At 66.8% G+C, this 23,984-nt stretch carries 25 protein-coding genes; 15 read left to right on the top strand and 10 right to left on the bottom strand.

The genetic code is table 11. The annotated features are described in order from the left end of the window. The first annotated feature begins 3 nt into the window (after positions 1-3). From KHP16_RS12620 to KHP16_RS12570, 11 genes are all read left to right on the top strand, one after another. Entirely contained in the window at positions 4-906 is a 903-nt protein-coding gene (locus KHP16_RS12620; protein ID WP_211960296.1) for a type III secretion HpaP family protein, read from the top strand. A 52-nt stretch (positions 907-958) separates the two neighbouring features. After that, positions 959-2,095 carry a FliM/FliN family flagellar motor switch protein gene (locus KHP16_RS12615; RefSeq protein ID WP_211960295.1) on the top strand — a complete coding sequence of 379 codons (1,137 nt, stop codon included), beginning with the start codon at positions 959-961 and terminating at the stop codon, positions 2,093-2,095. Beyond that, positions 2,085-2,738 (top strand): type III secretion system export apparatus subunit SctR, encoded by a 654-nt coding sequence (gene sctR / locus KHP16_RS12610; protein ID WP_211960294.1) that lies wholly within the window; start codon positions 2,085-2,087, stop codon positions 2,736-2,738. The genes KHP16_RS12615 and sctR overlap by 11 nt, the downstream gene beginning before the upstream one ends. A gap of 1 nt (position 2,739) precedes the next feature. Beyond that, complete coding sequence (gene sctS / locus KHP16_RS12605; protein ID WP_109583023.1) at positions 2,740-3,003, top strand: type III secretion system export apparatus subunit SctS; 264 nt, start codon at positions 2,740-2,742, stop codon at positions 3,001-3,003. Beyond that, the gene (locus KHP16_RS12600) at positions 3,000-4,037 is read left to right on the top strand and encodes a hypothetical protein (RefSeq protein WP_211960293.1); all 1,038 of its coding nucleotides are present in this window, start codon (positions 3,000-3,002) and stop codon (positions 4,035-4,037) included. The genes sctS and KHP16_RS12600 overlap by 4 nt, the downstream gene beginning before the upstream one ends. Then, on the top strand, positions 4,034-5,215 hold the full coding sequence (locus KHP16_RS12595) for a hypothetical protein (protein ID WP_211960292.1): 1,182 nt from the start codon (positions 4,034-4,036) through the stop codon (positions 5,213-5,215). The genes KHP16_RS12600 and KHP16_RS12595 overlap by 4 nt, the downstream gene beginning before the upstream one ends. Positions 5,216-5,235: 20 nt before the next feature. Continuing rightward, entirely contained in the window at positions 5,236-5,475 is a 240-nt protein-coding gene (locus tag KHP16_RS12590) for a hypothetical protein (protein WP_109583029.1), read from the top strand. Between the two features lie 155 nt (positions 5,476-5,630). Further along, positions 5,631-5,849 carry a hypothetical protein gene (locus KHP16_RS12585; protein WP_115953041.1) on the top strand — a complete coding sequence of 73 codons (219 nt, stop codon included), beginning with the start codon at positions 5,631-5,633 and terminating at the stop codon, positions 5,847-5,849. A gap of 76 nt (positions 5,850-5,925) precedes the next feature. Further along, positions 5,926-6,381 (top strand): CesT family type III secretion system chaperone, encoded by a 456-nt coding sequence (locus KHP16_RS12580; protein WP_109583032.1) that lies wholly within the window; start codon positions 5,926-5,928, stop codon positions 6,379-6,381. Positions 6,382-6,407: 26 nt separating this feature from the next. Further along, on the top strand, positions 6,408-6,911 hold the full coding sequence (locus tag KHP16_RS12575) for a hypothetical protein (protein WP_109583033.1): 504 nt from the start codon (positions 6,408-6,410) through the stop codon (positions 6,909-6,911). 47 nt (positions 6,912-6,958) lie between these two features. After that, the gene (locus tag KHP16_RS12570) at positions 6,959-8,161 is read left to right on the top strand and encodes an NAD(P)/FAD-dependent oxidoreductase (RefSeq protein WP_244835776.1); all 1,203 of its coding nucleotides are present in this window, start codon (positions 6,959-6,961) and stop codon (positions 8,159-8,161) included. On the opposite strand, the gene glgX is transcribed toward KHP16_RS12570, so the two are convergent. The 4 genes from glgX to KHP16_RS12550 form a co-directional block, all read right to left on the bottom strand. Beyond that, on the bottom strand, positions 8,158-10,338 hold the full coding sequence (gene glgX, locus KHP16_RS12565) for a glycogen debranching protein GlgX (protein ID WP_211960291.1): 2,181 nt from the start codon (positions 10,336-10,338) through the stop codon (positions 8,158-8,160). The genes KHP16_RS12570 and glgX overlap by 4 nt on opposite strands. Positions 10,339-10,500: 162 nt before the next feature. Beyond that, positions 10,501-11,082, bottom strand: a complete 582-nt coding sequence (locus tag KHP16_RS12560) for a lipocalin family protein (protein WP_109583037.1) — start codon at positions 11,080-11,082, stop codon at positions 10,501-10,503. A 25-nt stretch (positions 11,083-11,107) separates the two neighbouring features. Continuing rightward, positions 11,108-12,208 (bottom strand): mechanosensitive ion channel family protein, encoded by a 1,101-nt coding sequence (locus KHP16_RS12555; protein ID WP_109583039.1) that lies wholly within the window; start codon positions 12,206-12,208, stop codon positions 11,108-11,110. Positions 12,209-12,295: 87 nt separating this feature from the next. Further along, positions 12,296-13,186 (bottom strand): AraC family transcriptional regulator, encoded by an 891-nt coding sequence (locus tag KHP16_RS12550; RefSeq protein WP_109583041.1) that lies wholly within the window; start codon positions 13,184-13,186, stop codon positions 12,296-12,298. Positions 13,187-13,355: 169 nt separating this feature from the next. On the opposite strand from KHP16_RS12550, the gene KHP16_RS12545 reads away from it, so the two are divergent. Further along, positions 13,356-14,123 carry an SDR family NAD(P)-dependent oxidoreductase gene (locus tag KHP16_RS12545; protein WP_109583043.1) on the top strand — a complete coding sequence of 256 codons (768 nt, stop codon included), beginning with the start codon at positions 13,356-13,358 and terminating at the stop codon, positions 14,121-14,123. 33 nt (positions 14,124-14,156) lie between these two features. Here KHP16_RS12545 and KHP16_RS12540 read toward each other — a convergent pair whose 3' ends face one another. The 3 genes from KHP16_RS12540 to gudD form a co-directional block, all read right to left on the bottom strand. Beyond that, positions 14,157-15,188 (bottom strand): LacI family DNA-binding transcriptional regulator, encoded by a 1,032-nt coding sequence (locus KHP16_RS12540; protein ID WP_115953046.1) that lies wholly within the window; start codon positions 15,186-15,188, stop codon positions 14,157-14,159. A 77-nt stretch (positions 15,189-15,265) separates the two neighbouring features. Next, positions 15,266-16,312 (bottom strand): Bug family tripartite tricarboxylate transporter substrate binding protein, encoded by a 1,047-nt coding sequence (locus KHP16_RS12535; protein ID WP_218891889.1) that lies wholly within the window; start codon positions 16,310-16,312, stop codon positions 15,266-15,268. A gap of 66 nt (positions 16,313-16,378) precedes the next feature. Then, on the bottom strand, positions 16,379-17,725 hold the full coding sequence (gene gudD, locus KHP16_RS12530; protein WP_211960290.1) for a glucarate dehydratase: 1,347 nt from the start codon (positions 17,723-17,725) through the stop codon (positions 16,379-16,381). Between the two features lie 238 nt (positions 17,726-17,963). On the opposite strand from gudD, the gene KHP16_RS12525 reads away from it, so the two are divergent. Continuing rightward, positions 17,964-19,118, top strand: a complete 1,155-nt coding sequence (locus KHP16_RS12525) for an acyl-CoA dehydrogenase family protein (protein ID WP_109583047.1) — start codon at positions 17,964-17,966, stop codon at positions 19,116-19,118. Here KHP16_RS12525 and gcvA read toward each other — a convergent pair. From gcvA to KHP16_RS12510, 3 genes are all read right to left on the bottom strand, one after another. Beyond that, a complete protein-coding gene (gene gcvA / locus KHP16_RS12520) occupies positions 19,115-20,020 on the bottom strand; it encodes a transcriptional regulator GcvA (RefSeq protein ID WP_211960289.1) in 906 nt (301 codons plus the stop codon). The two genes, KHP16_RS12525 and gcvA, sit on opposite strands and share 4 nt — an antisense overlap. Positions 20,021-20,115: 95 nt before the next feature. Continuing rightward, a complete protein-coding gene (locus tag KHP16_RS12515) occupies positions 20,116-20,892 on the bottom strand; it encodes an aldolase (protein ID WP_109583049.1) in 777 nt (258 codons plus the stop codon). 53 nt (positions 20,893-20,945) lie between these two features. Further along, the gene (locus KHP16_RS12510) at positions 20,946-21,935 is read right to left on the bottom strand and encodes a Bug family tripartite tricarboxylate transporter substrate binding protein (RefSeq protein ID WP_244214554.1); all 990 of its coding nucleotides are present in this window, start codon (positions 21,933-21,935) and stop codon (positions 20,946-20,948) included. A gap of 182 nt (positions 21,936-22,117) precedes the next feature. Here KHP16_RS12510 and KHP16_RS12505 point away from each other — a divergent pair, with 182 nt between their 5' ends. Next, a complete protein-coding gene (locus KHP16_RS12505) occupies positions 22,118-22,720 on the top strand; it encodes a helix-turn-helix domain-containing protein (RefSeq protein WP_109583051.1) in 603 nt (200 codons plus the stop codon). 94 nt (positions 22,721-22,814) lie between these two features. Continuing rightward, positions 22,815-23,981, top strand: a complete 1,167-nt coding sequence (locus KHP16_RS12500; RefSeq protein WP_109583052.1) for a methyl-accepting chemotaxis protein — start codon at positions 22,815-22,817, stop codon at positions 23,979-23,981. The last annotated feature ends 3 nt before the right edge of the window (positions 23,982-23,984 follow it).

Below are 23,984 nucleotides of genomic sequence, written 5' to 3'. Positions count from 1 at the left end.
GCCATGACCCGCACACCCCTGCCCATGCCGCCGGTACGGATCCTGCCGGCCACCGACACCGGGACGACGCCCGCCGCCGCGCCATCGGCCGACGCCGGCAGCCGCTTCCGCCGCCTGCTTGACCGCCAGTCGACACGGACGGCGGCACCCGCGCTGCCTTCATTTTGCGCGTCAATCGGCGCGTCAATCGGCGCGTCAATCGGCGCGTCAATCGGCGCGTCGCCCGATGCGATGGCTGGCCCGCGCGCGGACGCATCGCCTCGCGCGATGGACGCTGGCGCCGGCACGACGGACGGCGCCTCGCGTCGCGACCCTTACTGCGCTACCGGGGGTGTCCCCTGCGGTGTGCCCAACGGCGTCCCCTATGGCGTTCCAACCGCGCGCTCCGCGCCCGCGGCCAGCGACGCCGCGCCGGCCCTCGCGCCAACTGCCACGCAGCCGGCGCCAGCCCAGCCGTCGCTCGTGCGTACGTCCCAAGCTCCCCTGCCTGCGCAGGCCGCATTCGCGCCCGTCGCCCCCCGGCGGGACGAGCGGGAGATGTCGCAGCCGAAGCCGGCGGTCCAGCCGGACAACGCGGCACAGGACCGCAATGCGTGCACGTTCCCCCCCGCCTTCGTGACCCAGCTCGAGCGCGATGTCGGCGCGTTTTGCGGGGCCGGCGAACTCGCTGCCGATAGCCCGGCGCGCACGGTCACGCTGACGCCAGACCCGCGCGTCCTGCCCGAAACGCGGCTGACCATGACGATTTCGCCCGATGCCCTGTCGCTTCGGTTCCACAGCGAATCCGCACGTTCCCGTGAATTACTCTGCTTGCACGGCGATACGTTGAAGTCGCGGCTCGCGGGCCGGACCGGACGCACCGTTGAGATTGAGATTGAAAGCGATATCGAGAGCGATAACGCCTGACCGCACAACCGCATAGCCGCATAACCGAAACAAGCAGACACCCATCCGCATCATGTCCGCACCCACCGTCCACGTCGATCCGCTACGCACCCGGCTGCCGCGCCACGCCCCGGCGATGGCGCGCCTGTCGCGCATGCTGCCGGCCATGGCACGGCAGGCGCAACTGGACGTGTCGCTGCTGGTGTCCGCACGCGAACCCGTTTTCGTGGACCCCGCCCGCGTGCTGATCGAGTCCGACGCCGGTGCCGCGCTGCTGCGCGTCGATCTGGCGAGCTCGCCCGCGCTGGAGAGCATCGCCGCGGATCGCGATGCGGCGCGCCGCGTCGCACTGGCCAACCTGTACCTCGCGCCGTGGCTCGCCGCGTTGCAGCCCGCCCATACCGGCGCGCTCGTCGTGCGAGACCTCGGCCGCGATGTGCCGCATCGCCTCAACGACGAGCCGATCGACGCAGACGATGCAGACCGCGTGCGCCGAGGCCTGTCGCTGACGCTCGGCGCGGAGATGCCCTGCGTGGTCGATGCCATCGCCCCATCGCTGGTGGACGCCCTCGCCCGGGATCACGAAGACACCCTCCCCCCGACATCGGCAACCGGCAGCGATCCGGCAGCCATCACGGGTCGCACCCCGGGCCGCACCCCGGACCACATACCGGGCACGCTGCGCGGGCGCCTTCACGTCGCTACCCGCACGGTGCGTCTGGACGTGCTGCAAAGCCTCCGCCCCGGTGACGTCCTGCTCGGCTGGCCGCTCCGCGCGCCATACGCCTCCGATACGCCCGATGCCCGAATGGAAGGCCTGTCACTCCGCTGGGGGACCGCCCAGGGCGTGCAGGCACACGCCACGGTGTCCGCCGCGGGCAGCACCCTGACGCTTCAAAGTCCCCTGACCATGATCCAAGACACGCAAGACTTCGATACCGCCAGCGCGGAGCCCAGCCCGCCGACCGTCGATCTGGGACCGATGACGGTCCCGGTCCGCGTGGAACTCGTGACGCTCGAACTCTCGCTCGATGCCATCGCCGCGCTGCAACCCGGCAGCATCGTCGAACTCCCCGCGCCGCTCGACGGCGCCGTGGTCCAGCTCGTGTGCTGCGGCAACACGGTGGCGAGCGGACAACTGGTTGCCGTGGGCGACAACCTCGGCGTTCGCATCGTGCAACCCGTGCAAGCGCCGGCCCATGGGCACTAACATCAACGTCGCGTCGCTGCTGATCACGCTACTCGCGCTCGGGCTGCTGCCCTTCATCGCGATGGTGGTCACCTCGTACACGAAGATCGTCATCGTGCTCGGGCTGCTGCGCAATGCGCTCGGCGCGCAACAGGTGCCGCCGTCGATGGTGACGAACGGGATCGCGCTGATTGTGTCGTGCTTCGTGATGGCGCCCGTCGGCCAGGCCGCCTACGACGCCGCGCAAAGGATGTCCAACGGCAGCCTCGTCGACAACGGCAATGCCGCCGTGCTGTTCGACGCCGCACGCGAACCGTTCCGGCAGTTTCTGACCAAACACACGTCCGAGCGGGACCGCGCGTTCTTCATGAAGTCGGCGAAGGAGATCTGGCCGCCGGAGATGGCGGACAAGCTCAAGCAGGACGACCTCCTCGTGCTCGCGCCGTCCTTCACCGTGAGCGAACTGGCGGCCGCGTTCCGCATCGGCTTTCTGCTGTACCTGGTCTTCATCGTGATCGACCTCGTGATCGCGAACATCCTGATGGCGCTGGGCCTCTCGCAGGTCACGCCCACCAACGTGGCCATTCCGTTCAAGCTGCTGCTCTTCGTGGCGATGGATGGCTGGTCGGTGCTGATCCACGGTCTCATCTCCACCTACAAATGACATGGACTACGACAACATCGTCCACCTGACAACGAGCGCGCTCATGATCTGCCTCATGGTGTCGCTGCCGGCCGTCGCCACCGCCGCGGTCTCCGGCCTGCTCATCTCGTTCCTGCAGGCCATCACGTCGCTGCAGGACTCGAGCATCTCGCAGGTCGCCAAGCTGATCATCGTCACGGGCGTGCTGCTGGCCACCGCGCCGTGGGGCGCCTCGGCCGTGCTCGAGTTCGCCAACGCGGTCATGCGCACGGTGTTCCCGTCATGAGAATCGTCAATGGCTACGTCCAGTCGATGGACCCATCCGACGTGCCGGGGTCGCATGACGCCCACGGCGCCGGCGAGCATGGACACAAGACGCGCGGACCGGCGCAACGAGCGGCGCAACCCAAGCGCCCGCAGAACCTGCGCGCCGCCCGCAGCGCGCGCGCCCGGGCGGGTGTGCAGCACGACCCCGAAGGCGTCGAGTCCGGCCACACCGCGCACGAGGAAAGCGAACTGAGCGAGCTGCACCACATCGACGGGCACCATCCGCGCACGGCACGCCGGAATGCGCGGCGCCGTAGCGCCGCCAGCGCGAGCCATGATCCCGAACAGGAAGGCGACGATCAGGACGACGCGATCGACATGCACGAGCACGATGCGCGGGAGGACTGGCGCCAGCGGCTCGTGATCCAGTCGAGCGAGCAGCGTGGCGGCGAGGGTGGCTTTGACGACCGCTCCGGGGGCCACGGCGACGAAGAGCGCTTTCACGACCCGAAACACGACCGGCCCCAAGACCAGAACCGCGAGCAACGCGCGACGGGTTTCGGCAATGCGTTCCGCCAGACCGCGGCGCGCCGGTTGACGAAGCATCCGGCGGCTGGACAGGCCGGTCTCCGCGACGCCGATATCGGCTGGGCGCAGTCGGAGCTGCTCGCGCAGATCCCCGCGATCCAGCAGCCCGTCCAGTCGGGCGCTGCACGCGTGGCAGGCCGGCTCGAGCGGCAGACGCGCGAGACCATGCTGCGCTACCTCGCGCAACGGGTGCGCAAGGGCCGCGCGGCGGAGACCGCCGATCCGGCGATGGCCCCGGGAAAGCTGGAGACGGTGCGCGCGCAGCTCGTTGCCGAACGCGAACGCCTGCGCGAACAAGGCATCGCTCCGCGTGCGTCGATGTTGCTTGACGAAGCGCAGCAGCGGCAGTTCCTGCTGCTCCCGCTGAAGCTGCTGATGTTGTCGTCGCCGGGCCCACGCCGCCATGGCAACCAGGCCATCGCGACCATCCAGTCGCTGCTCGGTCATCACAGGAGGCGTCCATGACGCGCCAGCTACGCATCCTTACCGGCTATCACGCCGGTGCCCGGCTCGATCTGCCGCGAGGCCGCCACACCATCGGCGCCGGCGATCAGGCGGACGTCGATATCTCGGACTGGCATGGCGATCCGGTCGTCATCGCGTTCGAGGAGGACGGGACGGTGACGCTCGTCAGCGCGACCAATGTCGGCGAGACGCCGATCGTCATGGCCGATTTCGTACCGGCGCGCCGCGGCGATATCGTGCTGTGCGTCGGTCCGGCCGATGCGCCATGGCCCGCCGAAGTCAAGCTGCTCGAGGCGATGTTCGCGCCCGCGGCCGCACCGGCCGCACCGGCCGCACCGATAGCCACTGCCGCAGCCGCTGCTCCGGCAGTGCCGGCAGCCGCCGCTACGGGCACGGCAACCGCCGCGCCGTCGCCGCGCGTTCGGCCGCGCCGCCGCTGGCTGCGTGTGGGCGTCTGCGCGGTGGTGGCAACGACCGCGATCGGCGCCGCCATGGCGATGTCGATGACGCGCATACCGAAAGCGTCCGCGTCGGTGAAGGCGCCCGACCCTGCGCCCGAGCTCACGCCGCTGCAGCGGCGGCTGGCCGCGGTGGAGCACGCCCTCAAGACCTCGGGTCCGAGTCTGAGCGTGAAGGATGCGCTGACCGGCGTGAAGACGACGGTGGCCGACGACAACATCGTCGTCAGCGGCATGGTCCCGACGGCGGCCGATGCCACGACGCTGCGCCGCGCGCTCGCACAGGTGGACAGCGGCCACGTCGCGGTACGGCTTTCCGTGGCCGCAAGCATTACTGACGACCTGCGGGCCTCGCTGTCGGATCCCGGCGCGGAGATCAGCTATGCCGGCGACGGCGTATTCCGCGTCGGCGGCACAGTACGCGACCCGGCCCGGGCGCGGGCGTTGATCGAGCGGATGCGCGGCGACTACGGCGCGGCCGTGCGGCGCATCGACGTCGACCTCGCCGGCCAGGCTGCCGACACCACGCCGCGCAACGTGCATGCGGCCCTCCATGTGGAAGGCCTGCGTTATTACCAGTTGCCAGACGGCACCAAGAATTTCCCCGACGAGATGCTGCCGCCCGAGGCGTCCGCATCCGCGCCGGAAGTCGTGGCCGCCGCGTCCCCCGCAGGTGTCCTCCCGTTGCCCGCGGCCACCATCGCGAAACCCCTCCGATAGCGCATTGATGGAGTTCGACCATGTACAGCAACCTCACCCCCGACACGATCCGCTCGCTCGAGCAGATGGTGCAGCTGATCGAGCAGAACCCGAAGGATCCGCGCATCGCGGACGGCATCGCGCAGCTCAAGGCCAGCGCCTCCGCCATTGTCGATGCCTCGCTCGCGGAACCGGCCGCGCACGCGCGGAATGCCGCGCGCGTGGTGGCCGACGGGCTCATGGCCGCGGCGGCCGTGTGCGAGCGGCTGCGCGGCGATTGACGCACGGTTGATTAACGCGAACGCCCCCATTGGGGGTGTTACCAGACAGCGCGGCCGTGTCTTCGGACCTGGCTGCCTGGAAGTACCGGGGCGTCATCCCGATGCCCCGTCACTCACCACCGGCCCATTGGGCCATCACTACCAAGGAGTTTGTCATGGCAGACAAGATCAGCGGCGGCAACACGGCCTACAACGTCGGCGGTGCGGCCGGCGACTACGCGAATTCGAAGGTCGGCATGGACGGCAATACCGCCAGCGCCATCGCGCAGATCAATGCGGCGGCGGAAGCAATGAACGCCATCAACCTGGCGACCACGCTGGCCCAGCTGAAGGAAGCGGGGCCGAAGAACGCAAAGTCGCTCACGCAGGGCTGACGTCTTGCGATCGTCCCGGCGGCTTCGGCCTCCGGGACTCCCTTTCCAATTTCCAACCTTTCGCAACGAGCGCGTCATGAGCCTGGAACGCCGAAACGAGCTGATCGTCGATCTCTGCGAGGAACTCGATATTCCCGACGCCGACGCCATCGTCCAGGCCGGCGTGCTGAACGCGAACGGATTCGATCTCGCCATCGATTTCTTCGAGGAAGACCCTCAGGCGATCTACCTCAACTTTGACTACGGCATCGTCAGCAGCGGCCGCACGCTACGGATCTTCCGCCTGCTGCTCGAAGCCAATCTGACGATCTACGCGCAGGACCAGGCCCAGCTTGGCCTCGACCCCGACACGGGCGGCATCGTCCTGTTGCTGCGCGTCCCGTTGGGCGACGACGTGGATGGCGCCTATCTCGGCGAGCTCGTCGACCATTACGTCGAACACGGCCGCTATTGGCAGAACAATATCGTCGGCTCCTCCGACGAGATGTTCGAGAACCTCGCCAGCGGCGACTACATGTGGATCCGCGTTTGATCGCACCGTGCGCGCGGTACCGATGCATGAGACAACCACCAGAACAGACATCGCCTCCCGACGGCGAGGAAACACCGGAAGGCGAGGCGACTCCGGACAATCGGCTCCGCAAGCTGCGTCACGATGCCTTCCGCCTGCTCAGCGGCAGCGCCGAAGAAGCGCGCCATGCGAGCGGAGACGGCATGCTGATGGTGGATGGCGCCTTCGTCGCCGTCGCCCCGCGTGCGCGTCGTCATGGCGCCATCGCCCATGACGAGCCGGGCATGATGATTACCGCCGAGGCGAGCTACCGCGTGGAATCGGCAACGCTCCCCCGCGTCCGGGCCTCGCTGGCCCTCGCCGGGGAACTGCTGCTGCGCTTTGGCGCATCCATCGGCTGCAATGCACAGGGCGGCATCACGCTGAACCGCTGGCTCGCGGCCCGGCATCTGACAGTGGACCGGCTCGCGGCCGAGATCACGGCCACGCGCCAGCTGCAGCGCCTCATCGAAAGCGCGCCGGAGGGCGGCGACGGTTCATCCTTGCGCTGAACCCGTTGGCTCCTATGATGGGTGGGTTGGCGTCAGGGGAGCGGCACATGGACGGTATCGCGCGCATCGTGGTGGTGGGGGGCGGATTCGCCGGCCTGTGGAGCGCGGCCGCCGCGGCGCGGACCGCGGACGAACTGCGTGTGCCGGTAAGGATCACGCTAGTGAACCGGAACGACCAGCACAGTATTCGCGTGCGCAATTACGAGGCGGACCTCGCGGCGACGCGGGTGCCGCTGCATGGCGTTCTCGATCCGATTGGCGTGTCGCTGGTCGTTGGAGACGTGACCGACATCGATACGGCTCGGCATGCCGTGCATGTCGGGGATACCGTGTTGGCTTACGACAAGCTCATCCTTGCCAGCGGCAGCGAACTCGCGCGCCCAGCGCTGCCCGGCGCCGAGCACCTGTTTGATATCGACACGTACGCCGGCGCCATGCGCTTGCAGGCCCATTTTGCGGCACTGGCGGCACTGGCGGCACTGCCCGGGCCACACGCGCCGCCCGCGCGGCCGGGGCGATGGACGGTCGTGGTGGTCGGGTCCGGCGCGACGGGCGTCGAGCTCGCGTGCGAGTTGCCCGCCCGGTTGCGCGCGCTATTGGGTGAGGGCGAAGGCGAGGGTAAGGGTGAGGGTAAGGGCGAGCGTGCGTGCCGGGCCCTCGGCATCGAACTCATGCCGCGCACGTCGCTTGCCGCCGTCGCGGCGGATGGGGTCACGCTCACGAATGGCACGGTCATCGCCGCGGCCACGGTCGTCTGGTGCGCGGGCATGCGTGCGAGCGGACTCACCGCGCGCGTGCCGGGAGACCGCGACACGCAGGGACGCCTCCTGGTCGACGCGTATATGCGCGTGCAGGGCGTGCCCGACGTCTTCGCGGCCGGCGACGTCGCGCATGCCTCGATCGACGGCGTGCATCCCTCGGTCATGTCGTGCCAGCACGCAAGGCCCATGGGGCGCTATGCAGGGTACAACGCCGTTTGTTCGATTGCCGGGACCGCCATGCGGGCGCTCGATATCGATTGGTATACGAACATCATCGACCTCGGGCCGCTGGGCGCGGTGTACGCGCAGGGTTGGGATCGTGTCGTCGTGGACGATGGCATGCGCGCCAAGGCCACCAAGCAGGTCATCAACCGCGAGCGGATCTATCCGCCACGCGATGGGGATCGCGCGGCAATATTTGCCGCGGCCGCGGCGGAGGTACAGCGGCCCCCGGCGCTCAAGCCGCTGGGGCCCGACGCCGCACGTTAGCTCTTCAACTCACGCTCGAGCCGATCGAACACGCGCTGCGTGGATCCCGTTGCCTCCAGCGAGAAGACCAGCACGGAGCGGCCCGTCACCTGATAGACATCGCCCGACGTAAACGTCGGCAGCGTGTCCCGCACCGGCATATTGGTGTCGATCAGGCACGTCCACCGATCCGTCCCCGGAATCTCCGGCAGCTGAAAGTCCACCACGTCATGGTGCGCGTTGAACACGATCAGCACCGTGGCGTCAGACGCGGCGCGCCGGATGCCGGTGGCGCGCGCGCGGCCATCGAGCACCAGGCCGAAGCAACGCATGTTCGGATCGCCCCACTGTGCCTCCGTCAGGTCGCTACCGCCCGCATCGATCCACCGCACGTCGGCCACCTGCAACGCTTCGTCGAGCGTGCCATTGAGAAAGCGCGTCCGGCGCAGCACGGGCAGAGCCTGCCGCAACGTGATCATGTTCTGCACGAACGCCGTCAGCGCCGCGGCCGTCTCGGTGCGGTTCCAATCGACCCAGCTGATCTCGTTGTCCTGGCAGTACGCATTGTTGTTGCCCTGCTGCGTGCGCCCGAACTCATCGCCCGCGCAGATCATCGGCGTGCCCTGCGACAACAACAGCGTGGCGAGCATGTTCCGCTTCTGGCGCTCGCGCAGCGCGAGGATCTCGGGGTCGTCCGTCTCCCCCTCGGCGCCGCAGTTCCATGAAATGTTGTCCGAATGGCCGTCGCGGTTCTCCTCGCCATTGGCGTCGTTGTGCTTGTCGTTGTACGACACCAGATCGTGCAGCGTAAAGCCGTCGTGCGCGGTCAGGAAGTTGACGCTGGCCCATGGACGGCGTCCCCGATGATCGAACAGGTCGGCCGAACCAGTGATCCGCGTGGCCAGTTCCGGCACCACGCCCTCCTCGCCCTTCCAGAACTTGCGCACCGTATCGCGGTACTTGTCGTTCCATTCGGCCCATCCGGGCGGGAAGTTACCGACCTGATAACCGCCGGGGCCGCAGTCCCACGGCTCGGCGATCAGCTTCACGCTGGAGAGAATCGGATCCTGCCGGCACGCCTTGAGGAAGCCGCTTTCGTAGTCGAAGCCGTTGGGCTCGCGCGCGAGAATGGTGGCCAGGTCGAAGCGGAAGCCATCGACCTGCATCTCGGTCACCCAGTACCGCAGGCTGTCCGTTACCATCTGCAGCACGCGCGGATGCGAGAGGTTCAGCGTGTTGCCCGTACCCGTGTCGTTGATGTAATAGCGCTTCTGGTCGGGCATCAGCCGATAGTACGACGCATTGTCGATGCCGCGGAACGACAGCGTCGCGCCCCGCTCGTTGCCCTCGGCCGTGTGGTTGTACACGACGTCGAGCAGCACCTCGAGGCCCGCCTCGTGGTAGTTGTCGATCATCTGCTTGAGCTCGGCGAGTTCGCCCGCCTTGCGCGCGTCGTTGCGCGCGAAAAAGCGCGGATCCGGAGCAAAGAAGCCAATGGTGTTGTAGCCCCAGAAGTTAGTCAGCCCCTTGTCGAGCAAATGGCTGTCGTTCAGGTACGCATGGATAGGCAGCAGTTCCACCGACGTCACGCCGAGGCTGCGGATGTAGTCGATGACCGCGCGCTGTCCGAGCCCCTCGAACGTGCCGCGCAGTTTCTCAGGCACATCGGGATGCCGCATCGTATAGCCGCGCACGTGCGTCTCATAGACGATGCTGCGGTCCCAGGGCACGCGCGCGGCGAGCGGATGGCTCCAGCCGAATTCCTGATCGACGACCACGCACTTCGGCACGAAGGGGGCGCTGTCGCGTTCGTCGAAGGTCAGGTCTTCGCCCTCGGCGCCGATGGTGTAGCCGAAGACGGCATGGTCCCAAGTCAGTTGCCCGATATACGACTTGGCGTAGGGGTCGAGCAGGAGCTTGTTGGGATTGAAGCGATGGCCGTTCTCGGGATCGTACGGACCGTGCACGCGATAACCGTAGACGGTACCCGGCCCCAGGCCATCCACGCGCACATGCCAGACCTCGTCCGTGAACTCGGGGAGCTCGATCCGTTCGGTCTCGGTCTTGCCCTCCGGATCGAACAGACAAAGCTCGACGCGCGTGGCGTTCGCCGAGAACAACGCGAAGTTGACGCCACTGCCGTCCCACGTGGCGCCAAGGGGAAAAGGATGTCCTTCGCTGATGCGATGATCGCGCATGATGGGCTGTCGCTCGGTCGTTTGGAATGGAGGCCTTGAAGCACGACCCATGCCGGAGCGACGCCCATTGGATTCACCGGCTTTCGCGAGGTTCCCCCGCGCTGCAATTTGTACACGTTGCCGCCGGCTTTGCAAATTTTGCCGCAGCGCCGCATCAACGCCCTATTGCGCCGTCATGCGCAGCATCGAGGTGTCATAGCCCAGTGCCCGCGCGCGGTCGATCAGGGCCTTGCCCTCGGTGGCGGACGGTTTCGGCTGACGCGTGAGAATCCACAGGAAGCGGCCCGACGGTTCGCCGACGATCGACCACGAATAGTCGTCCGCGTGGTCGAGCACCCAGTAGTCGCCGACGTAGAACGGCCCGAAGAAGGACACCTCGAGCTTGGCATTGCCGCTGTCCGGCACCACGCGCGCGCGGCCTTCGGAGGTCTTACCCGTCTCGCCAGGACGGGCGCCGCACGTATTGCGCACGGACACCTTGCCGTCGTCGCGCTTGCCGTATTCCGCCGTGACATAGTCGCAGTCGCGCTCGAAGCGGTTCTCGTAGCGCGCGTACTCATACCACTTGCCAAGATAGCGTTCAAGGTCCACGGACTTGGCCGGCTGCGGGACGGCGTCATTGCCGCGCTTGCCGCCCGCGAAGGCGCCGCAGGCTTGCAGCAGGAGGGTGGTGCCAATCAAGGCGGCACCGAAGACGACGCCCCTTGCGAGCGTCGCGCCAAATCTTGTCGTTGGGCGTTGCATGGATTTGCTCCGTTGTTGTTAGTGTTCAAGCCGGGGCGCCTTCCGGACCCCGGGCGGGGCCGTTGGCGACGTCCCCTTTATGGTCGACGTCCCCTTCAATACGCAGCCGGGGCAGGAACTGCGGATACTCGCGCTGCATGAAATCGATGAGGCCCTCGCGGACCACGCAACGCAGGTCCCATGCCAGGCCTGACGATGCAGCCGTGCAGAGCACGCGCAGCTGCATCGTGCGCTCGGTCGTGTCGGCCACGACGAGGTTGAAGAAGCGCTGGTCCCACTCGGGCGCGGCGCGGACGATGCGCTCGAGTTCCTTGCGCAGCGGTGCCAGCGGCATGCCGTAGTCGACATAGAAGAAGACGGAGCCCATCAGCGCCGAGTTGTTGCGCGTCCAGTTCTGGAACGGCTTCTCGATAAAGTATTGCAGCGGAATGATCAGGCGCCGTTCGTCCCAGATCTTGAGAACGACATAAGTACCGGTAATTTCCTCCACCCTGCCCCACTCGCCCTCGACGATCAGCACGTCGTCGAGCCGGATCGGCTGCGTGAGCGCGAGCTGCAGGCCCGCGATCATGTTGCTGAAGACGGGCTTGGCCGCGAAACCGGCGATCAGACCGACGACCCCGGCCGATGCCAGCAGACTCGCGCCGACCTGCCTCGCGCCCGGAAACGTCATGAGGAGCATGGCGGCGCCCATCACCATCACCAGAGTCATCGCGATGCGCGATAGCACGCGCGTCTGCGTATGGATGCGTCGCGCGGCGACGTTGTCGGCCACGTCCACGGGATGCCTGAGCAGGATGCCTTGCGCGAAGCCCGCGATGATTCGCACGATCAGCCACGTCACCGCCGCGATCATCAGCAGGCCATTGACATGGCGCACGTTGTCGATCCAGCGGAGGTCGTCCGGCGCGGCCTGCCATACCGTCTGCAAGGCCAGCAGCGGCAGCACGAACTTCGCCGGCGTGCGGATCTTGGTCAGGATGGCGCCGAGTACCGGCGAATGGCGCGCGATGCGTAGCAGCAGCAGCCCGCCGAGCTTGTGCGCGATGAGCGCGACCACGACGGCGATGAGCGCGACGGCCCAAGTGTTGAACCACGGATGGTAGATGAGGAAATCGATGTCCATGATCTTAACGACACACCGGTGGCGTGGAAGTTTCGCGGCAAGGCCTACGTGGCGAACTGACTCGGCGCGAACTGAAGCGGGTCCAACCTAGGCGGCGGCCACGGCCCCGCGCAGCGTCTCGGCATCCCGGGCGGGCGGCAGCCCGAACATGCGGCGGTACTCGCGCGTGAACTGCGGCACGCTCTCGTAGCCGACCGCGAAGGCCGCATCGCTCGCGGTCAGGCCATCGGCGAGCATCAGCCGCCGCGCTTCGATCAGGCGCAACTGCTTCTGAAACTGCAAGGGCGACAGCGACGTGACGGCCCGAAAGTGCTGATAGAACGAGGACGGGCTCATGCCCGCCACGCTGGCCAGCCGCTCCATCGGCAGCGGCTGCGCGAATGCCTCGCGCAGCACGGCGACCGCCCGCGACACGCGGCGCGCATTGCCCTCGGGCCAGCCGAGCCGGCGGATCGCCGCGCCATGCCGCCCTTCGAGCAACCAGTAATGGAGTTCGCGCACGCGCTGCGCGTGGAGCACGGGCACGGCCTCCGGCCGTTCGAGCAAGCGCATCAGCCGGAGCGCGGCGTCAGCCACCTCGCCATCGGTGGGTTCGAAGCGCACGGCCAGACTATCGGACACCGGGGCGGATTGCATCTGCAGGCTCAGATCCGCGATCACCGCGGGGTCGAGGTCCAGCACGAGCGACAGATAGGGCCGCGCCGCGCTGGCGGCCGTCACCTGGCTCACGGTCGGCACGTCGGCGGTGATCAGCAGCGAGTCCCCGGGCCGGAACGTGAGCGTTCGCGCGCCCATGGTCACCTGTTTGGTCCCCTGTAGCACCAGGCATACGAGGGGACGCGCGATGGCATAGAGCAGCCCGCTCGGCGAGGTCGAGCGGATCGTGGTCAGGCCGGGCACGGGCGTGCGGGCCAGACCGTCGGCATCGGCGTACGTGTCCGTGTAACGGCGGACGGCATCGAGCAGGGCGTCGTTCATGCCAGCGATGGTAGCCCCATCCCGCGCGTCGTCGCTACCCCTCCCTCACCCCTCGGTGTCGTGGATTCGGAGGATCAGGCAAGCAAGGGAGAGGAATTGACTAAGGCTATCGGGCGGCGAACTCCAATAATTCGACGCACCAACCCGCAACCCTTTCAAGGAGCCAGACATGACCCAAGCCACCACCCCGATCGCCCTCGTTACCGGCGCCAGCCGCGGCCTCGGCCGCAATACCGCGCTCGCTATCGCCCGCAGCGGAAGCGACGTGATCGTGACCTACCAGCGCAACGCGGCGGAAGCCGGCGCCGTGGTCGCGCAAATCGAAGCCATGGGCCGCAAGGCGCGGGCGCTGCAGCTCGACGTGGGCAACGTCTCCACGTTCCCCGCCTTTGCCGCGCAGCTGCGTACCGCGCTGCGCGACACGTGGCGGCGCGAGACGTTCGACCACCTCGTCAACAACGCGGGGCACGGCGAATACGCGCTGATCGCGGACACGACCGAGGCCCAGTTCGACGGCCTCGTCAACGTGCACTTCAAGGGCGTCTATTTCCTGACGCAGGCGCTGCTGCCGCTGATCGCCGATGGCGGGCGCGTCGTCAACCTGTCGAGCGGCCTGACGCGCGTTTCCTTTCCCGGCTACGGTGCGTATGCGGCGGTCAAGGCCGCGGTGGAAGTGCTGTCGGTCTATATGGCCAAGGAACTTGGCGCGCGCGGCATTGCCGTGAACACCGTCGCGCCGGGCGCGATCGAGACGGACTTCGGTGGCGGCGCGGTGCGCGACAACCCCGAGATCAACAAGCTCTTCGCCGACATGACGGCGCTCGGCCGGGCTGGCGTGCCCGACGACATCGGGCCCATGATCGCGAGCCTGCTGTCGGAGAGCAATCGGTGGGTGAACGCGCAGCGGATCGAAGTGTCCGGTGGGCAAGGCATCTGAGCTTCGGTCGCGGCCTGAGGCCAGCGAGATGGCTCAGGTGCTTTCCCGTTCGACGATCGTGAAGCCGACGTCGATGATGCGTTCGTCGAGCGGTTCGCCGAGGGCACGGGTCACGATGCAATGGGCGGCGAGTTCGCCAATGCGCGGACCGTCGATGCGGACCGTGGTGAGGGCCGGGTCCAGCTGCGCGGAGAAATTGAGGTCGCCGAAGCCCACCACGGCGAGCCGCTTCGGGACGTCGATGCCCTGCGCGCGGGCTTCGATGAGCACGCCCAGCGCCAGCGCGTCGGAGCTGCAGAAGATGGCGTCTATGTCCGGGGCGTCGTCGAGCAGGGCGCGCAGCGTTTCTCTGCCGTGGGCAAGCGTTGTTGGCGCCGGGACGAAGCGGGCCACCGGTGCATCGGCACCCAGCGCGCGCGCGGATTTGGCGAAGGCGTTCCACCGGCGTTTCGACCGGACGTCATCGCCCCCGATCAGCGCCAGCCGTTTGCGGCCCTTGCCGACGAGAAAGCGGCTCACCTCGCGGCCGACGGCTTCATGCGAGAAGCCGATCAGCACGTCGAGCGGTTCGGGCGTCAGGTCCCATGTCTCGACGATAGGGATGCCCGATGCCAGCAGGCGGCGCCGGCCTTCGTCGGTATGCACCACGCCCGTGAGCACGATACCGTCCGGGCGGCGCGAGATGATGTCGGTGATGAGCTGGTCTTCCCCGATCGCGCTGTAGCCGCTCTGGCCGACCATGAGCTGGTATCCGCGTTGCGCCAGCGCCGCGGTGAGCGCGCCGATGGTGTCGAGGAACACCGAGCCCGTGAGCGTCGGGAGGACCGCGGCGATGAGCCGGCTCTTGCTCGAACGCAAGGCTTTGGCGGCGCTGTTTGGCACATAGCCCGTGCTCGCAATGGCTTCGCGCACCCTTGCCACCGTCGCGGCGGAGATGGTCTCCGGCGCGTTGAGCACGCGCGAGACCGTCATGGCCGACACGCCCGCCACGCTCGCGACGTCCTTGAGGGTAACGCGGATGTTGGCGCCGGGAGGATGGGAACGGGTGAGAGGGGTGCGGGACATGCGGTGATTGTAATGGAGGCGGGAGGCGGCGCCTCCCCTTCTTGCCACCCCCTCCGTCGATGCCCCAGGCCCCCTCATCACTCCATCGTAATCCCGCCCTTCTCGATCACTTCCTTCCAGCGCTTGAGTTCCTGCTGCTCGAACTGCGCGAATTGTTCGGGCGTGTTGGCCACGACCTCGAAGCCCTGTTCGCTCAGTTTCTTCTGCATGCCCTCTTCCTTCAGCGCCCCCACGATCGCGCCGTGCAGGCGGGTCTTGACGTCAGCCGGCAGGCCCTTCGGCGCCGCGGCAGCCTGCCACGAATACACTTCCACGTCCTTCACGCCGCCCTCGGCCATCGTCGGCACGTCCGGTAGCACCGCCGAACGTTTTTCCGACGTGACGGCCAGCGCCTTGAGCTTGCCCGACCGAATATGCTGCAGCACCGCGTTCACGTTCTGGAACGAGACGTCGACCTGACCGGCCAGCAGATCCGAGATCGCCGGCGCGCCGCCCTTGTACGGCACATGCAGCCCCTGCGCCCCACTCTTCTGCCAGAACAGCGCGGCAGTCAGATGGTCCGACGAACCCGCGCCCGAATTGGCGAACGTCACCTTTCCCGGGTTCTTCTTCATATAGGCGACGAGTTCGGGCAGCGTTTTGGCCGGGAAGCCCGGGTTGGCCACCAGCACGTTCGGCGCGCGCACCGCCACCGTCAGCAGATCGAAATCCTTCGCCGGATCGTAGGCAAGGTTCTTCTGCAGGAACGGGTTCACCGCATACACGCCGATGGACGCCACCATCATCGTGTAGCCATCCGCGGGCGCCCGCTTGACGAAGGTCGCGCCAATCGCACCGGTCGCGCCCGGGCGGTTATCGACGACGAACGGCTGGCCGAGCTTCTCGTTGAGCGGCTGCGCCAGCATGCGGGCGATTGTGTCGGTGGAACCGCCGGCCGGGAATGGCACCACGACCGACACGGCCTTGGTCGGCCAGTTCGTCGCGCCGGACGCCTGCGCACTACCAGCGAAACAAGCGGCGAAACCAACGGCGACAGCGCCGGCAATGCCAGCCACCCGCGTGGCGGCGGTGAGCGCGCGGCGGCGCAACGAGGGGTGGCGCAACGAGGGGTGGGAATTTTGCATCTTGTGTCTCCTGGATTGACTGAATTCTTGTAGAAGGCGGACCGTCTGCGGGTCGTCAGCGAGTCATTAGCGGACCATGCAGGGCGCCTTGTTGTTGAACTTCCAGTTGGGAATCAGGTACTGCATCGTGATCGCGTCGTCGCGCGCGCCGAGGCCCTTCTGCTTGTACAGTTCGTGCGCGCGGGCCAGCGCATCCATGTCGAGCTCCACGCCAAGGCCCGGGGTCTTGGGCACCTGCACCAGACCGCCCTCGATCCTGAGCGGGTCGCGCGTCAGGCGCTGCCCGTCCTGCCAGATCCAGTGCGTGTCGATCGCCGTCACGCGTCCCGGCGCGGCAGCCGCGACATGCGTGAACATCGCGAGCGAGATGTCGAAGTGGTTGTTCGAATGCGAACCCCACGTCAGGCCCCATTCGGCGCACATCTGCGCGACACGCACGGACCCCTGCATCGTCCAGAAGTGCGGATCCGCGAGCGGAATGTCGACCGAATGCAGTCGCACCGCGTGGCCCATCTGGCGCCAGTCCGTCGCGATCATGTTGGTCGCGGTCGGCAGCCCCGTGGCCTGGCGGAACTCGGCCATGATCTCGCGGCCCGAATAGCCCTCCTCGGCGCCGCAAGGATCTTCCGCATACGCCAGCACGCCGTGCTTGTCGCGGCACAGTCGCACGGCTTCCTTCAACGCCCACGCGCCGTTGGGATCGAGTGTGATGCGCGCCTTCGGGAAGCGCTCCGCCAGCGCCACGATGGCGTCCATTTCCTCGTCGCCGCCGAACACGCCGCCCTTGAGCTTGAAGTCATTGAAGCCATAGCGCTCGTACGCCGCCTCGGCCAGACGCACCACGCCTTCCGGGGTCATGGCTTCCTCGTTGCGCACACGGAACCACGCATTGTCGGCATCGGGCTCGGTGCGGTAGTCGAGCGGCGTGCGCTTGCGGTCGCCGACGTAGAACAGGTAGCCAAGCATCTCCACCGCGTCTCGCTGCTGGCCTTCGCCGAGCAGCGCCGCGACCGGCACCTGCAGGTGCTTGCCGAGGAGGTCGAGCAGCGCCGCTTCCAGCGCCGTCACGGCATGGATCGTGATACGCAGATCGAACGTCTGCAGCCCACGGCCGCCCGCATCGCGGCTCGCGAACGTCTCGCGCACCTTGTTCTGGATGGCCTGATACTGGCCGATCGGCTGACCCACCACGAGCGGCCGCGCATCCTCGAGCGTCTGCCGGATGCCCTCGCCGCCGGGCACTTCCCCCACGCCGACATTCCCCGCGCTGTCCTTCAGGATCACGACGTTGCGCGTGAAGTAAGGGCCATGCGCGCCGGAAAGGTTCATCAGCATGCTGTCCTGCCCCGCGACCGGTACGACGGTCAGTTCGGTCACGACTGGGGTAGCTTGATGCGAGGTCGGTTGCAGCACTGGAAACTCTCCGTTTGACGCTAGGTTTAACGATAACATTGCGGTTCGCATACTAGCACGTCGTGGGAGGAATGCACGGGCCGCCGGACTAGGGTTTTCCCCGGTCCGGAGCATGACGCGCGCTCGCGCCACGCGCTGTGGCATGAGAAAATCGCATGGCTCCCGCCCAAACATGAAGTTCACAAGGCACGCCCGATCGACGATCCTGCTCCGACTGAAACAGGACCGAGAGACCGACATGAATTTCGAACTCAGCGAAGAGCACCAGGCGTTTGCGGAATCGGTGCGACGCTTCGCTCAGGACAAGCTGGCCGCCGGCGCGCTCGAACGCGCGCACTCGCCGCATTACCCGTGGGACGCCGCGCGCATGATCGCGGAACAGGGCTTGCTCGGCATCGCGTTTTCCGAAGAGGACGGTGGCCAGGGCGGCACGCTCATGCATGCGGTCATCGCCATCCAGGAGGTGGCGCTGGTCTGCCCGAAGAGCGCGGACATCGTGCAGGCTGGCAACTTCGGGCCGATCCGCACGTTCGTCGAGTACGCCACGCCCGAACAGAAGCAGCGCTTCCTGCCCGATCTGCTTGCCGGCAGGAAACTGATCGCGCTCGGCATGACGGAACCCGAGGCCGGTTCGGCCGTGACCGAGCTGAAAACTTCGGCCCGGCTCGACGGCGACGAGTACGTGATCAACGGCAGCAAGATCTTCTCGACTCATAGCCCGGAAGCCGAACTGTTCCTGATCTACGTGCGCTTCGGCCCCGGCGTCGGCGGCATCGGGTCCGTGCTGGTGGAACGCGGCGCGCCGGGCTTCCAGGTCGGCGAGCCGTCGAAGTTCATGAGCGGCGAGGAATGGTGCCAGCTGTATTTCGAGGACTGCCGCATTCCGGCGAAGAACCTGCTGCTCGGCGAAGGCGGCTTCAAGCGCCAGATTTCGGGCTTCAACGTCGAACGGCTAGGCAACTCGTCGCGCTCGCTCGCGCTGGGCCGGCATTGCTTCAACATCGCCCGCGAGCATGCAAAGATCCGCAAGCAGTTCGGCCGTGACCTCTGCGAGTTTCAGGGCATCCAGTGGAAGTTCGCCGAGATGGCGCTCAAGCTCGAGTCGGCGCAGCTGCTGCTGTACCGCGCGGCCATGGAAGGCGAGCACGGCCTGCCCTCGGCACACAGCACCGCGATGGCCAAGCTTGCCTGCAATCAGGCCGGATGGGAGTGCGCCAATGAATCGCTGCAGGTGATGGGCGGCATGGGCTATAGCCAGGAATCGATCGTCGAATACTGCCTGCGCCGCACACGCGGATGGATGATCGCGGGCGGGTCGATCGAGGTGCTCAAGAACCGGATCGCCGAAGGCGTGTTCGAGCGAACGTTCCCGCAGCGCGCGCCGAAGGGTTAAGCGGACCGCGTTTTCCCCACGGTCTCCAGCAACCAATCGCGGAAGACGCCCACCTTCCGCGACTCTCGTTGCGCACGGGGACGGATGAGGTAATACGCCATCTCGCGGCGCAACGGCCGCGCGAACGGGCGCACCAGCCGCCCGGCATCGAGTTCGGCTTGCAGCATCGCCGACTGGCCGATGGCAATGCCGAGCCCGTCGAGCGCGGCCTGCCACGTCAGCACCGAACTGTTGAAGCTCATGCGCTCGGTGCGCTGTGCCGCGGACTCGAGACCGGCGAACGCGAGCCAGTCATCCCAATCGCGCCGGCGATAGTGCGAGACCAGCAGACGATGCTGCAGCAGCGCTTCGAGCTTGCCCCGCTTGCCGCGATGCTGTTCCAGATAGGCGGGCGTGCAAACGGGCTCCATCTCGTCGTCGAACAGATGATCGGCCACCACGCGCGGCCAGCGGCCATCGCCGAACTGGATGGCCACATCGGCCGGATCGCGATCGAAGTCGACGTCGGGCGTGGCATTGTCGATGCGCACCTCGATGCTCGGATACTGCCGCTGGAAGTCCGGCAACCGCGGAATCAGCCATTTGGCCGCGAACGTCGTGTACGTGCGCACGCGCAACGCACCTTGCGACGTACTGCGCAGCAGCCTGGCGGTGGCATTCGCCACCGCATCGAAGGCCGGCACGATTTCCTCAGCATACCCCTGCCCCACGCGCGTCAGCGTGACGCCATGCCGCTCGCGCCGGAAGAGCTCCACGCCGAGGTAGGACTCGAGCGTGGCGATCTGCCGGCTGACGGCGGACTGCGAGACATGCAGCTCCTGCGCCGCGAGCGTGAGGTTCTGCGTGCGCGCCACGACTTCGAAGACGCGCAGCGGGTTCATCGGGGGAATGCGCCGGGCCATGTCGGGTCGGGATAGGGATAGGATCGGGATGCAGAGGAGGAATGACTTTTTATTATATCTCCGCGCGACCTCCGTTCATGACTCACCCCACGGGCTCACCCCAGCGGCAGTTCGCGTCTCGCCCGGCGGGAGTAGTACGCGAACGTGGCCTCGAAGCGCTTCTGCGTGCTGGTCCAGCGCTGCGCCTCGCGGCCCAGTTCCGGATCGATCGGCTGGATGTCGCCGGCCGCCATCGCGAGCAGTTGCATGCGCGCCGCGCGCTCGAACATCACGCCAAGCACGCACGCTTCCTCGACCGACGCCCCCCCGACCAGCAGCCCATGGTGCGATAGCAGGATCGCCTTCTTGTCCCCGAGCGCGGTGGAAATGATCTCGCCCTCTTCGTTGCCAACGGGAATGCCGGGCCATTTGCCGAGGAACGCGACCTGGTCGTACAGCACGCAGGCGTCCATATGCGAGATCACCATCGGGACCTCGAGCATGGCCAGCGCGGACGCATGCGGCGCATGGGAATGCACGATGCAGTTGAGGTCCGGGCGCGCGCGATAGAGCCATGAGTGGAAGCGGTTCGCCGGGTTCGGCATGCCCGAGCCTTCCAGCACGCGCAGGTCCTCATCGACGAGCAGCAGATTGTCGGCGGTGATTTCGTCGAAGCCGAGACCCAGCCGCTGCGTCCAGTACGTGCCGGGCTTTTCGGCGCGCGCGGTAATCTGCCCGGACAGCCCGGAGTCGTGCCCGAAGGCGAACAGGATGCGACAGGTCTCCGCCACCGCTTCGCGCAGCGGCATCTTTTCCGCGCGCAGTTCGGTCTGCATTTTCTTGAGTTCGCCGGCGACGATCTCGCTCTTGCTCAGTTGCATGGTATCGGCCATGTCTCGCCTCGTTATGTGTGTGCTGGAGTGAAGGGATTCTAATGTCGTTGTGACTAGTTTTTCGCGTCCGGCTTGAGCAGCGCCGACCAGCGGCGATCCTCGTTGCCGATCATCTGCCGGAACTGCTCGGGCGTGGACGCCGTGGGCTCGGTGCCCTGTGCCACGAGCACGGCCCTGAACTTCGGATTCGCCACCGCGGTGACGATCGCCGTGTTGAGTTTCCTGACGACTTCCGCGTCCAGACCCGCCGGTCCCACCACGCCCGCAACGGAGCCGGACACGATCCCCGGATAACCGAGTTCAGCGGTGGACGGCACGTCGGGCGCCGTCGACAGGCGCTGCGGATTCGCCACCGCCAGCGCGCGCAGCTTGCCCGACGTCACAAATGGCATGACTTGGGGCGAAGCCTCGAACGTCAGGTCGACCTGCCCCGACGCCACGTTGGTTACCGACTCGGAGCCGCTCTTGAACGGCACGTGAAGAAACTGGACCTTCGAGCCCTCTTCCAGGATCTTCATGCCCTGATACGGCGAGCTGCCGACGCCGGCCGTGCCCACGCTCAGCGTGTCCGGCTTCGCCCTGGCGAGTTTGATCAGGTCCGGCAGCGTCTTCGCGGCGACGTTCGGGCCGACGACCAGCACATGGGGCGTGGAGCCGACGAGCGATACGTAGGTGAAGTCCTTCGCGCTGTTGAAGTTGACCTTGACGTCGGTGTGCGGATTCACCGCCAGCAGACCCACGGTCGCGAACAGCAGCGTATAGCCATCCGGTTTCGCGCGCCGCACGTAGTCGGCGGCGATATTGCCGCCCGCGCCGGGCCGGTTCTCGACGACGATGGGCTGGCTCAGTTGCTCCGACAACGCCTTGCCGGTAGCGCGCGCCACGAGGTCCGTAATGCCCCCGGCCCCGAACGGCACGACGAGCGTGATCGGGCGATCGGGGTACGCGCCTTGAGCGGCGGCGGCGCCACTCAGCGTGAAGGCGGCGCATGCCAGCGTGAGGGCCTTGGCAAGGGCGGGCAGACAGGGACGGTGGGGGCGCACTCGACTTCTCCTTCGATGGGTGGGGAATCTCGTCAATCGGGGGAAACTTCATCTGAAACGTCGGTGTCCATCATGACACCATAGTTTCCTAAAGGCAACCAAGTTGCCGAGATGGTGCGCGAACCTTACAATGCTGGTCTGCCCGCACCGATCCCGGGCATGGCCCAATCCGAAACGCCCTCATGACAAGCAAGCAGGATTCCGGCGCTGATACGAGCGCAGCCAACCTCGCCGAGCGACTTGCGGAACTGCGCAAGCTCAACGGCCTGACGCTCGAAGAGCTTGCCACGCGCGCGTCGCTGACCAAGAGCTATCTTTCCAAGCTGGAACGCGGGCTCTCCTCGCCCACCATCGCCACGGTGCTCAAGCTCGCCGAGGCACTTGGCGTGACGGTCGATCAGCTGATCGCCAAGCCCGACCGCGCGAACGAAATCCTGCACGTCACGCCCGCCGATCGCGTTCCCTTCAGTCCTTCGCTCGAACGTGACGGCTATCTCTATGAGGCCATCGCCACCGCGCGCGCGGACAAGACGATGAACCCGTTCCTCATGAGCCCGCCATTCACGATCGACGAGAAGCAACCGCTCGCGAGCCATGCGGGAGAGGAACTCATTTTCGTCGTGCAGGGCGAGATGGAAGTGCTCTTCGAACATCGCACGGTGCGCATGAAGGCCGGCGACTCGCTGTACTTCAACGCATCGATTCCGCATCGCTCACGCTCGGTGGGCAAGAAGCAGGCGCAGGCGCTCGTCGTCGTCGGCGATCGAAAAAGCAAGTCGCAGTGAAGTGAATATTTAAGTATCGAATCTCTCGGTCGTTAAGAGAGGCAATCGCACGGAAGCACAAGCTTCCCACGATGCTTCGACCCTCGAGATTCAAATGATCACTACTGCGCGGCTATTCCAGCCCGTTTATTTTCCCGCCGCGTTCGGCGCCCTGGGCGCGCTCGTCGCGGTCGGCGCATCCGGCGGCAGCGTGGCCGGCATCGCCGGCGCCATTCCCCTCCTTGCCATCGGCGGCGCGGCTTCCTGGCACGCAAGGCGCCAGCAGTCGAATGTCAACGACACCCGGCAAGCGCTACTCGCCGAGATGCATGACTTCAGTGCCGCGCTCTCGCCGGTGTGGGCCGCGCACATCGAATCCTCCCGCAGCCAGATGGAAGACGCGATTACCGCGCTCAGCGCGCGTTTCGCGGGCATCGTCATGCGTCTGGGCCAGACGCTGCAACAGTCGGGCGAAGCACAGGGGAGCACCGCCGACGGCGCCGCCCATGCGGTATATGCGGCGAGCCAGCAGCAACTCCAGGGCGTGGTCGACTCGCTGCGCGATGCGATGGCCGGCAAGGCGCACATGCTGACGAAGATCCAGGACCTGCAGGCCTTCATTGGCGAACTGCAGGACATGGCCGACGGCGTCTCCCGCATCGCGCACCAGACCAACCTGCTCGCGATCAACGCCACGATCGAGGCCGCGCATGCGGGCGAACTCGGCAAGGGGTTCAGCCAGGTCGCGCAGGAAGTGCGAGCGCTGTCGCGCATGTCCGGCGAAACCGGCCGCCAGATAGCGAGCAAGATCTCCGTGATCAATGCCGCGATCGAAGAGACGCGCAAGGCGGCCGATACGTCGCGTACGCAGGAAGATCACGTCATGACGGACTCCGAGCAGCGCATCCAGGACGTGCTGAACCGGTTCGACGGCCTCACCCATACGCTCGCGCAGTCGGCGGAGATGCTGCGCGAAGAGAGCCGCGGCATTCAGGTGGAAATCAATGAAGCGCTCGTGCAGCTGCAGTTTCAGGATCGCGTGAGCCAGATCCTCAGCCACGTGCGCGACAACATCGATCGCGTGCCAGCGGTCGTTCAGGAACACGTGGCGCAGTCCGAACGTGGCGATGAAGCGCCGCTGCGGGCCGATGGGCTGCTGCGCGAGCTCGAGGCGACGTACGCCATGGCGAGCGAGCGCGCTGTGCATCACGGAACGAAGGGCGCCGCACCGGCACCCGCGCCGGCCGCCGCCGCCCAGCACGACGACATTACTTTCTTTTGACGT

This window comes from Cupriavidus plantarum (assembly GCF_905397285.1).
GTDB lineage: Bacteria > Pseudomonadota > Gammaproteobacteria > Burkholderiales > Burkholderiaceae > Cupriavidus > Cupriavidus plantarum.
The sequence above is the reverse complement of the archived record's forward strand: the minus strand, read 5'-3'. Positions and strand labels throughout refer to the sequence as shown.

Excerpts from the sequence above, each read along its gene's own strand:
- KHP16_RS12570 (WP_244835776.1), top strand. The coding sequence starts at position 6,959 with ATGGACGGTATCGCGCGCATCGTGGTGGTGGGGGGCGGATTCGCCGGC.
- sctS (WP_109583023.1), top strand. The coding sequence starts at position 2,740 with ATGGACTACGACAACATCGTCCACCTGACAACGAGCGCGCTCATGATC.
- KHP16_RS12545 (WP_109583043.1), top strand. The coding sequence starts at position 13,356 with ATGACCCAAGCCACCACCCCGATCGCCCTCGTTACCGGCGCCAGCCGC.
- gcvA (WP_211960289.1), bottom strand. The coding sequence starts at position 20,020 with ATGGCCCGGCGCATTCCCCCGATGAACCCGCTGCGCGTCTTCGAAGTC.
- KHP16_RS12550 (WP_109583041.1), bottom strand. The coding sequence starts at position 13,186 with ATGAACGACGCCCTGCTCGATGCCGTCCGCCGTTACACGGACACGTAC.
- KHP16_RS12535 (WP_218891889.1), bottom strand. The coding sequence starts at position 16,312 with ATGCAAAATTCCCACCCCTCGTTGCGCCACCCCTCGTTGCGCCGCCGC.
- KHP16_RS12515 (WP_109583049.1), bottom strand. The coding sequence starts at position 20,892 with ATGGCCGATACCATGCAACTGAGCAAGAGCGAGATCGTCGCCGGCGAA.
- KHP16_RS12580 (WP_109583032.1), top strand. The coding sequence starts at position 5,926 with ATGAGCCTGGAACGCCGAAACGAGCTGATCGTCGATCTCTGCGAGGAA.
- KHP16_RS12505 (WP_109583051.1), top strand. The coding sequence starts at position 22,118 with ATGACAAGCAAGCAGGATTCCGGCGCTGATACGAGCGCAGCCAACCTC.
- KHP16_RS12590 (WP_109583029.1), top strand. The coding sequence starts at position 5,236 with ATGTACAGCAACCTCACCCCCGACACGATCCGCTCGCTCGAGCAGATG.
- KHP16_RS12560 (WP_109583037.1), bottom strand. The coding sequence starts at position 11,082 with ATGCAACGCCCAACGACAAGATTTGGCGCGACGCTCGCAAGGGGCGTC.
- KHP16_RS12600 (WP_211960293.1), top strand. The coding sequence starts at position 3,000 with ATGAGAATCGTCAATGGCTACGTCCAGTCGATGGACCCATCCGACGTG.
- KHP16_RS12585 (WP_115953041.1), top strand. The coding sequence starts at position 5,631 with ATGGCAGACAAGATCAGCGGCGGCAACACGGCCTACAACGTCGGCGGT.
- KHP16_RS12555 (WP_109583039.1), bottom strand. The coding sequence starts at position 12,208 with ATGGACATCGATTTCCTCATCTACCATCCGTGGTTCAACACTTGGGCC.
- glgX (WP_211960291.1), bottom strand. The coding sequence starts at position 10,338 with ATGCGCGATCATCGCATCAGCGAAGGACATCCTTTTCCCCTTGGCGCC.
- KHP16_RS12540 (WP_115953046.1), bottom strand. The coding sequence starts at position 15,188 with ATGTCCCGCACCCCTCTCACCCGTTCCCATCCTCCCGGCGCCAACATC.
- KHP16_RS12615 (WP_211960295.1), top strand. The coding sequence starts at position 959 with ATGTCCGCACCCACCGTCCACGTCGATCCGCTACGCACCCGGCTGCCG.
- KHP16_RS12620 (WP_211960296.1), top strand. The coding sequence starts at position 4 with ATGACCCGCACACCCCTGCCCATGCCGCCGGTACGGATCCTGCCGGCC.
- KHP16_RS12500 (WP_109583052.1), top strand. The coding sequence starts at position 22,815 with ATGATCACTACTGCGCGGCTATTCCAGCCCGTTTATTTTCCCGCCGCG.
- KHP16_RS12595 (WP_211960292.1), top strand. The coding sequence starts at position 4,034 with ATGACGCGCCAGCTACGCATCCTTACCGGCTATCACGCCGGTGCCCGG.
- sctR (WP_211960294.1), top strand. The coding sequence starts at position 2,085 with ATGGGCACTAACATCAACGTCGCGTCGCTGCTGATCACGCTACTCGCG.
- KHP16_RS12525 (WP_109583047.1), top strand. The coding sequence starts at position 17,964 with ATGAATTTCGAACTCAGCGAAGAGCACCAGGCGTTTGCGGAATCGGTG.
- KHP16_RS12575 (WP_109583033.1), top strand. The coding sequence starts at position 6,408 with ATGAGACAACCACCAGAACAGACATCGCCTCCCGACGGCGAGGAAACA.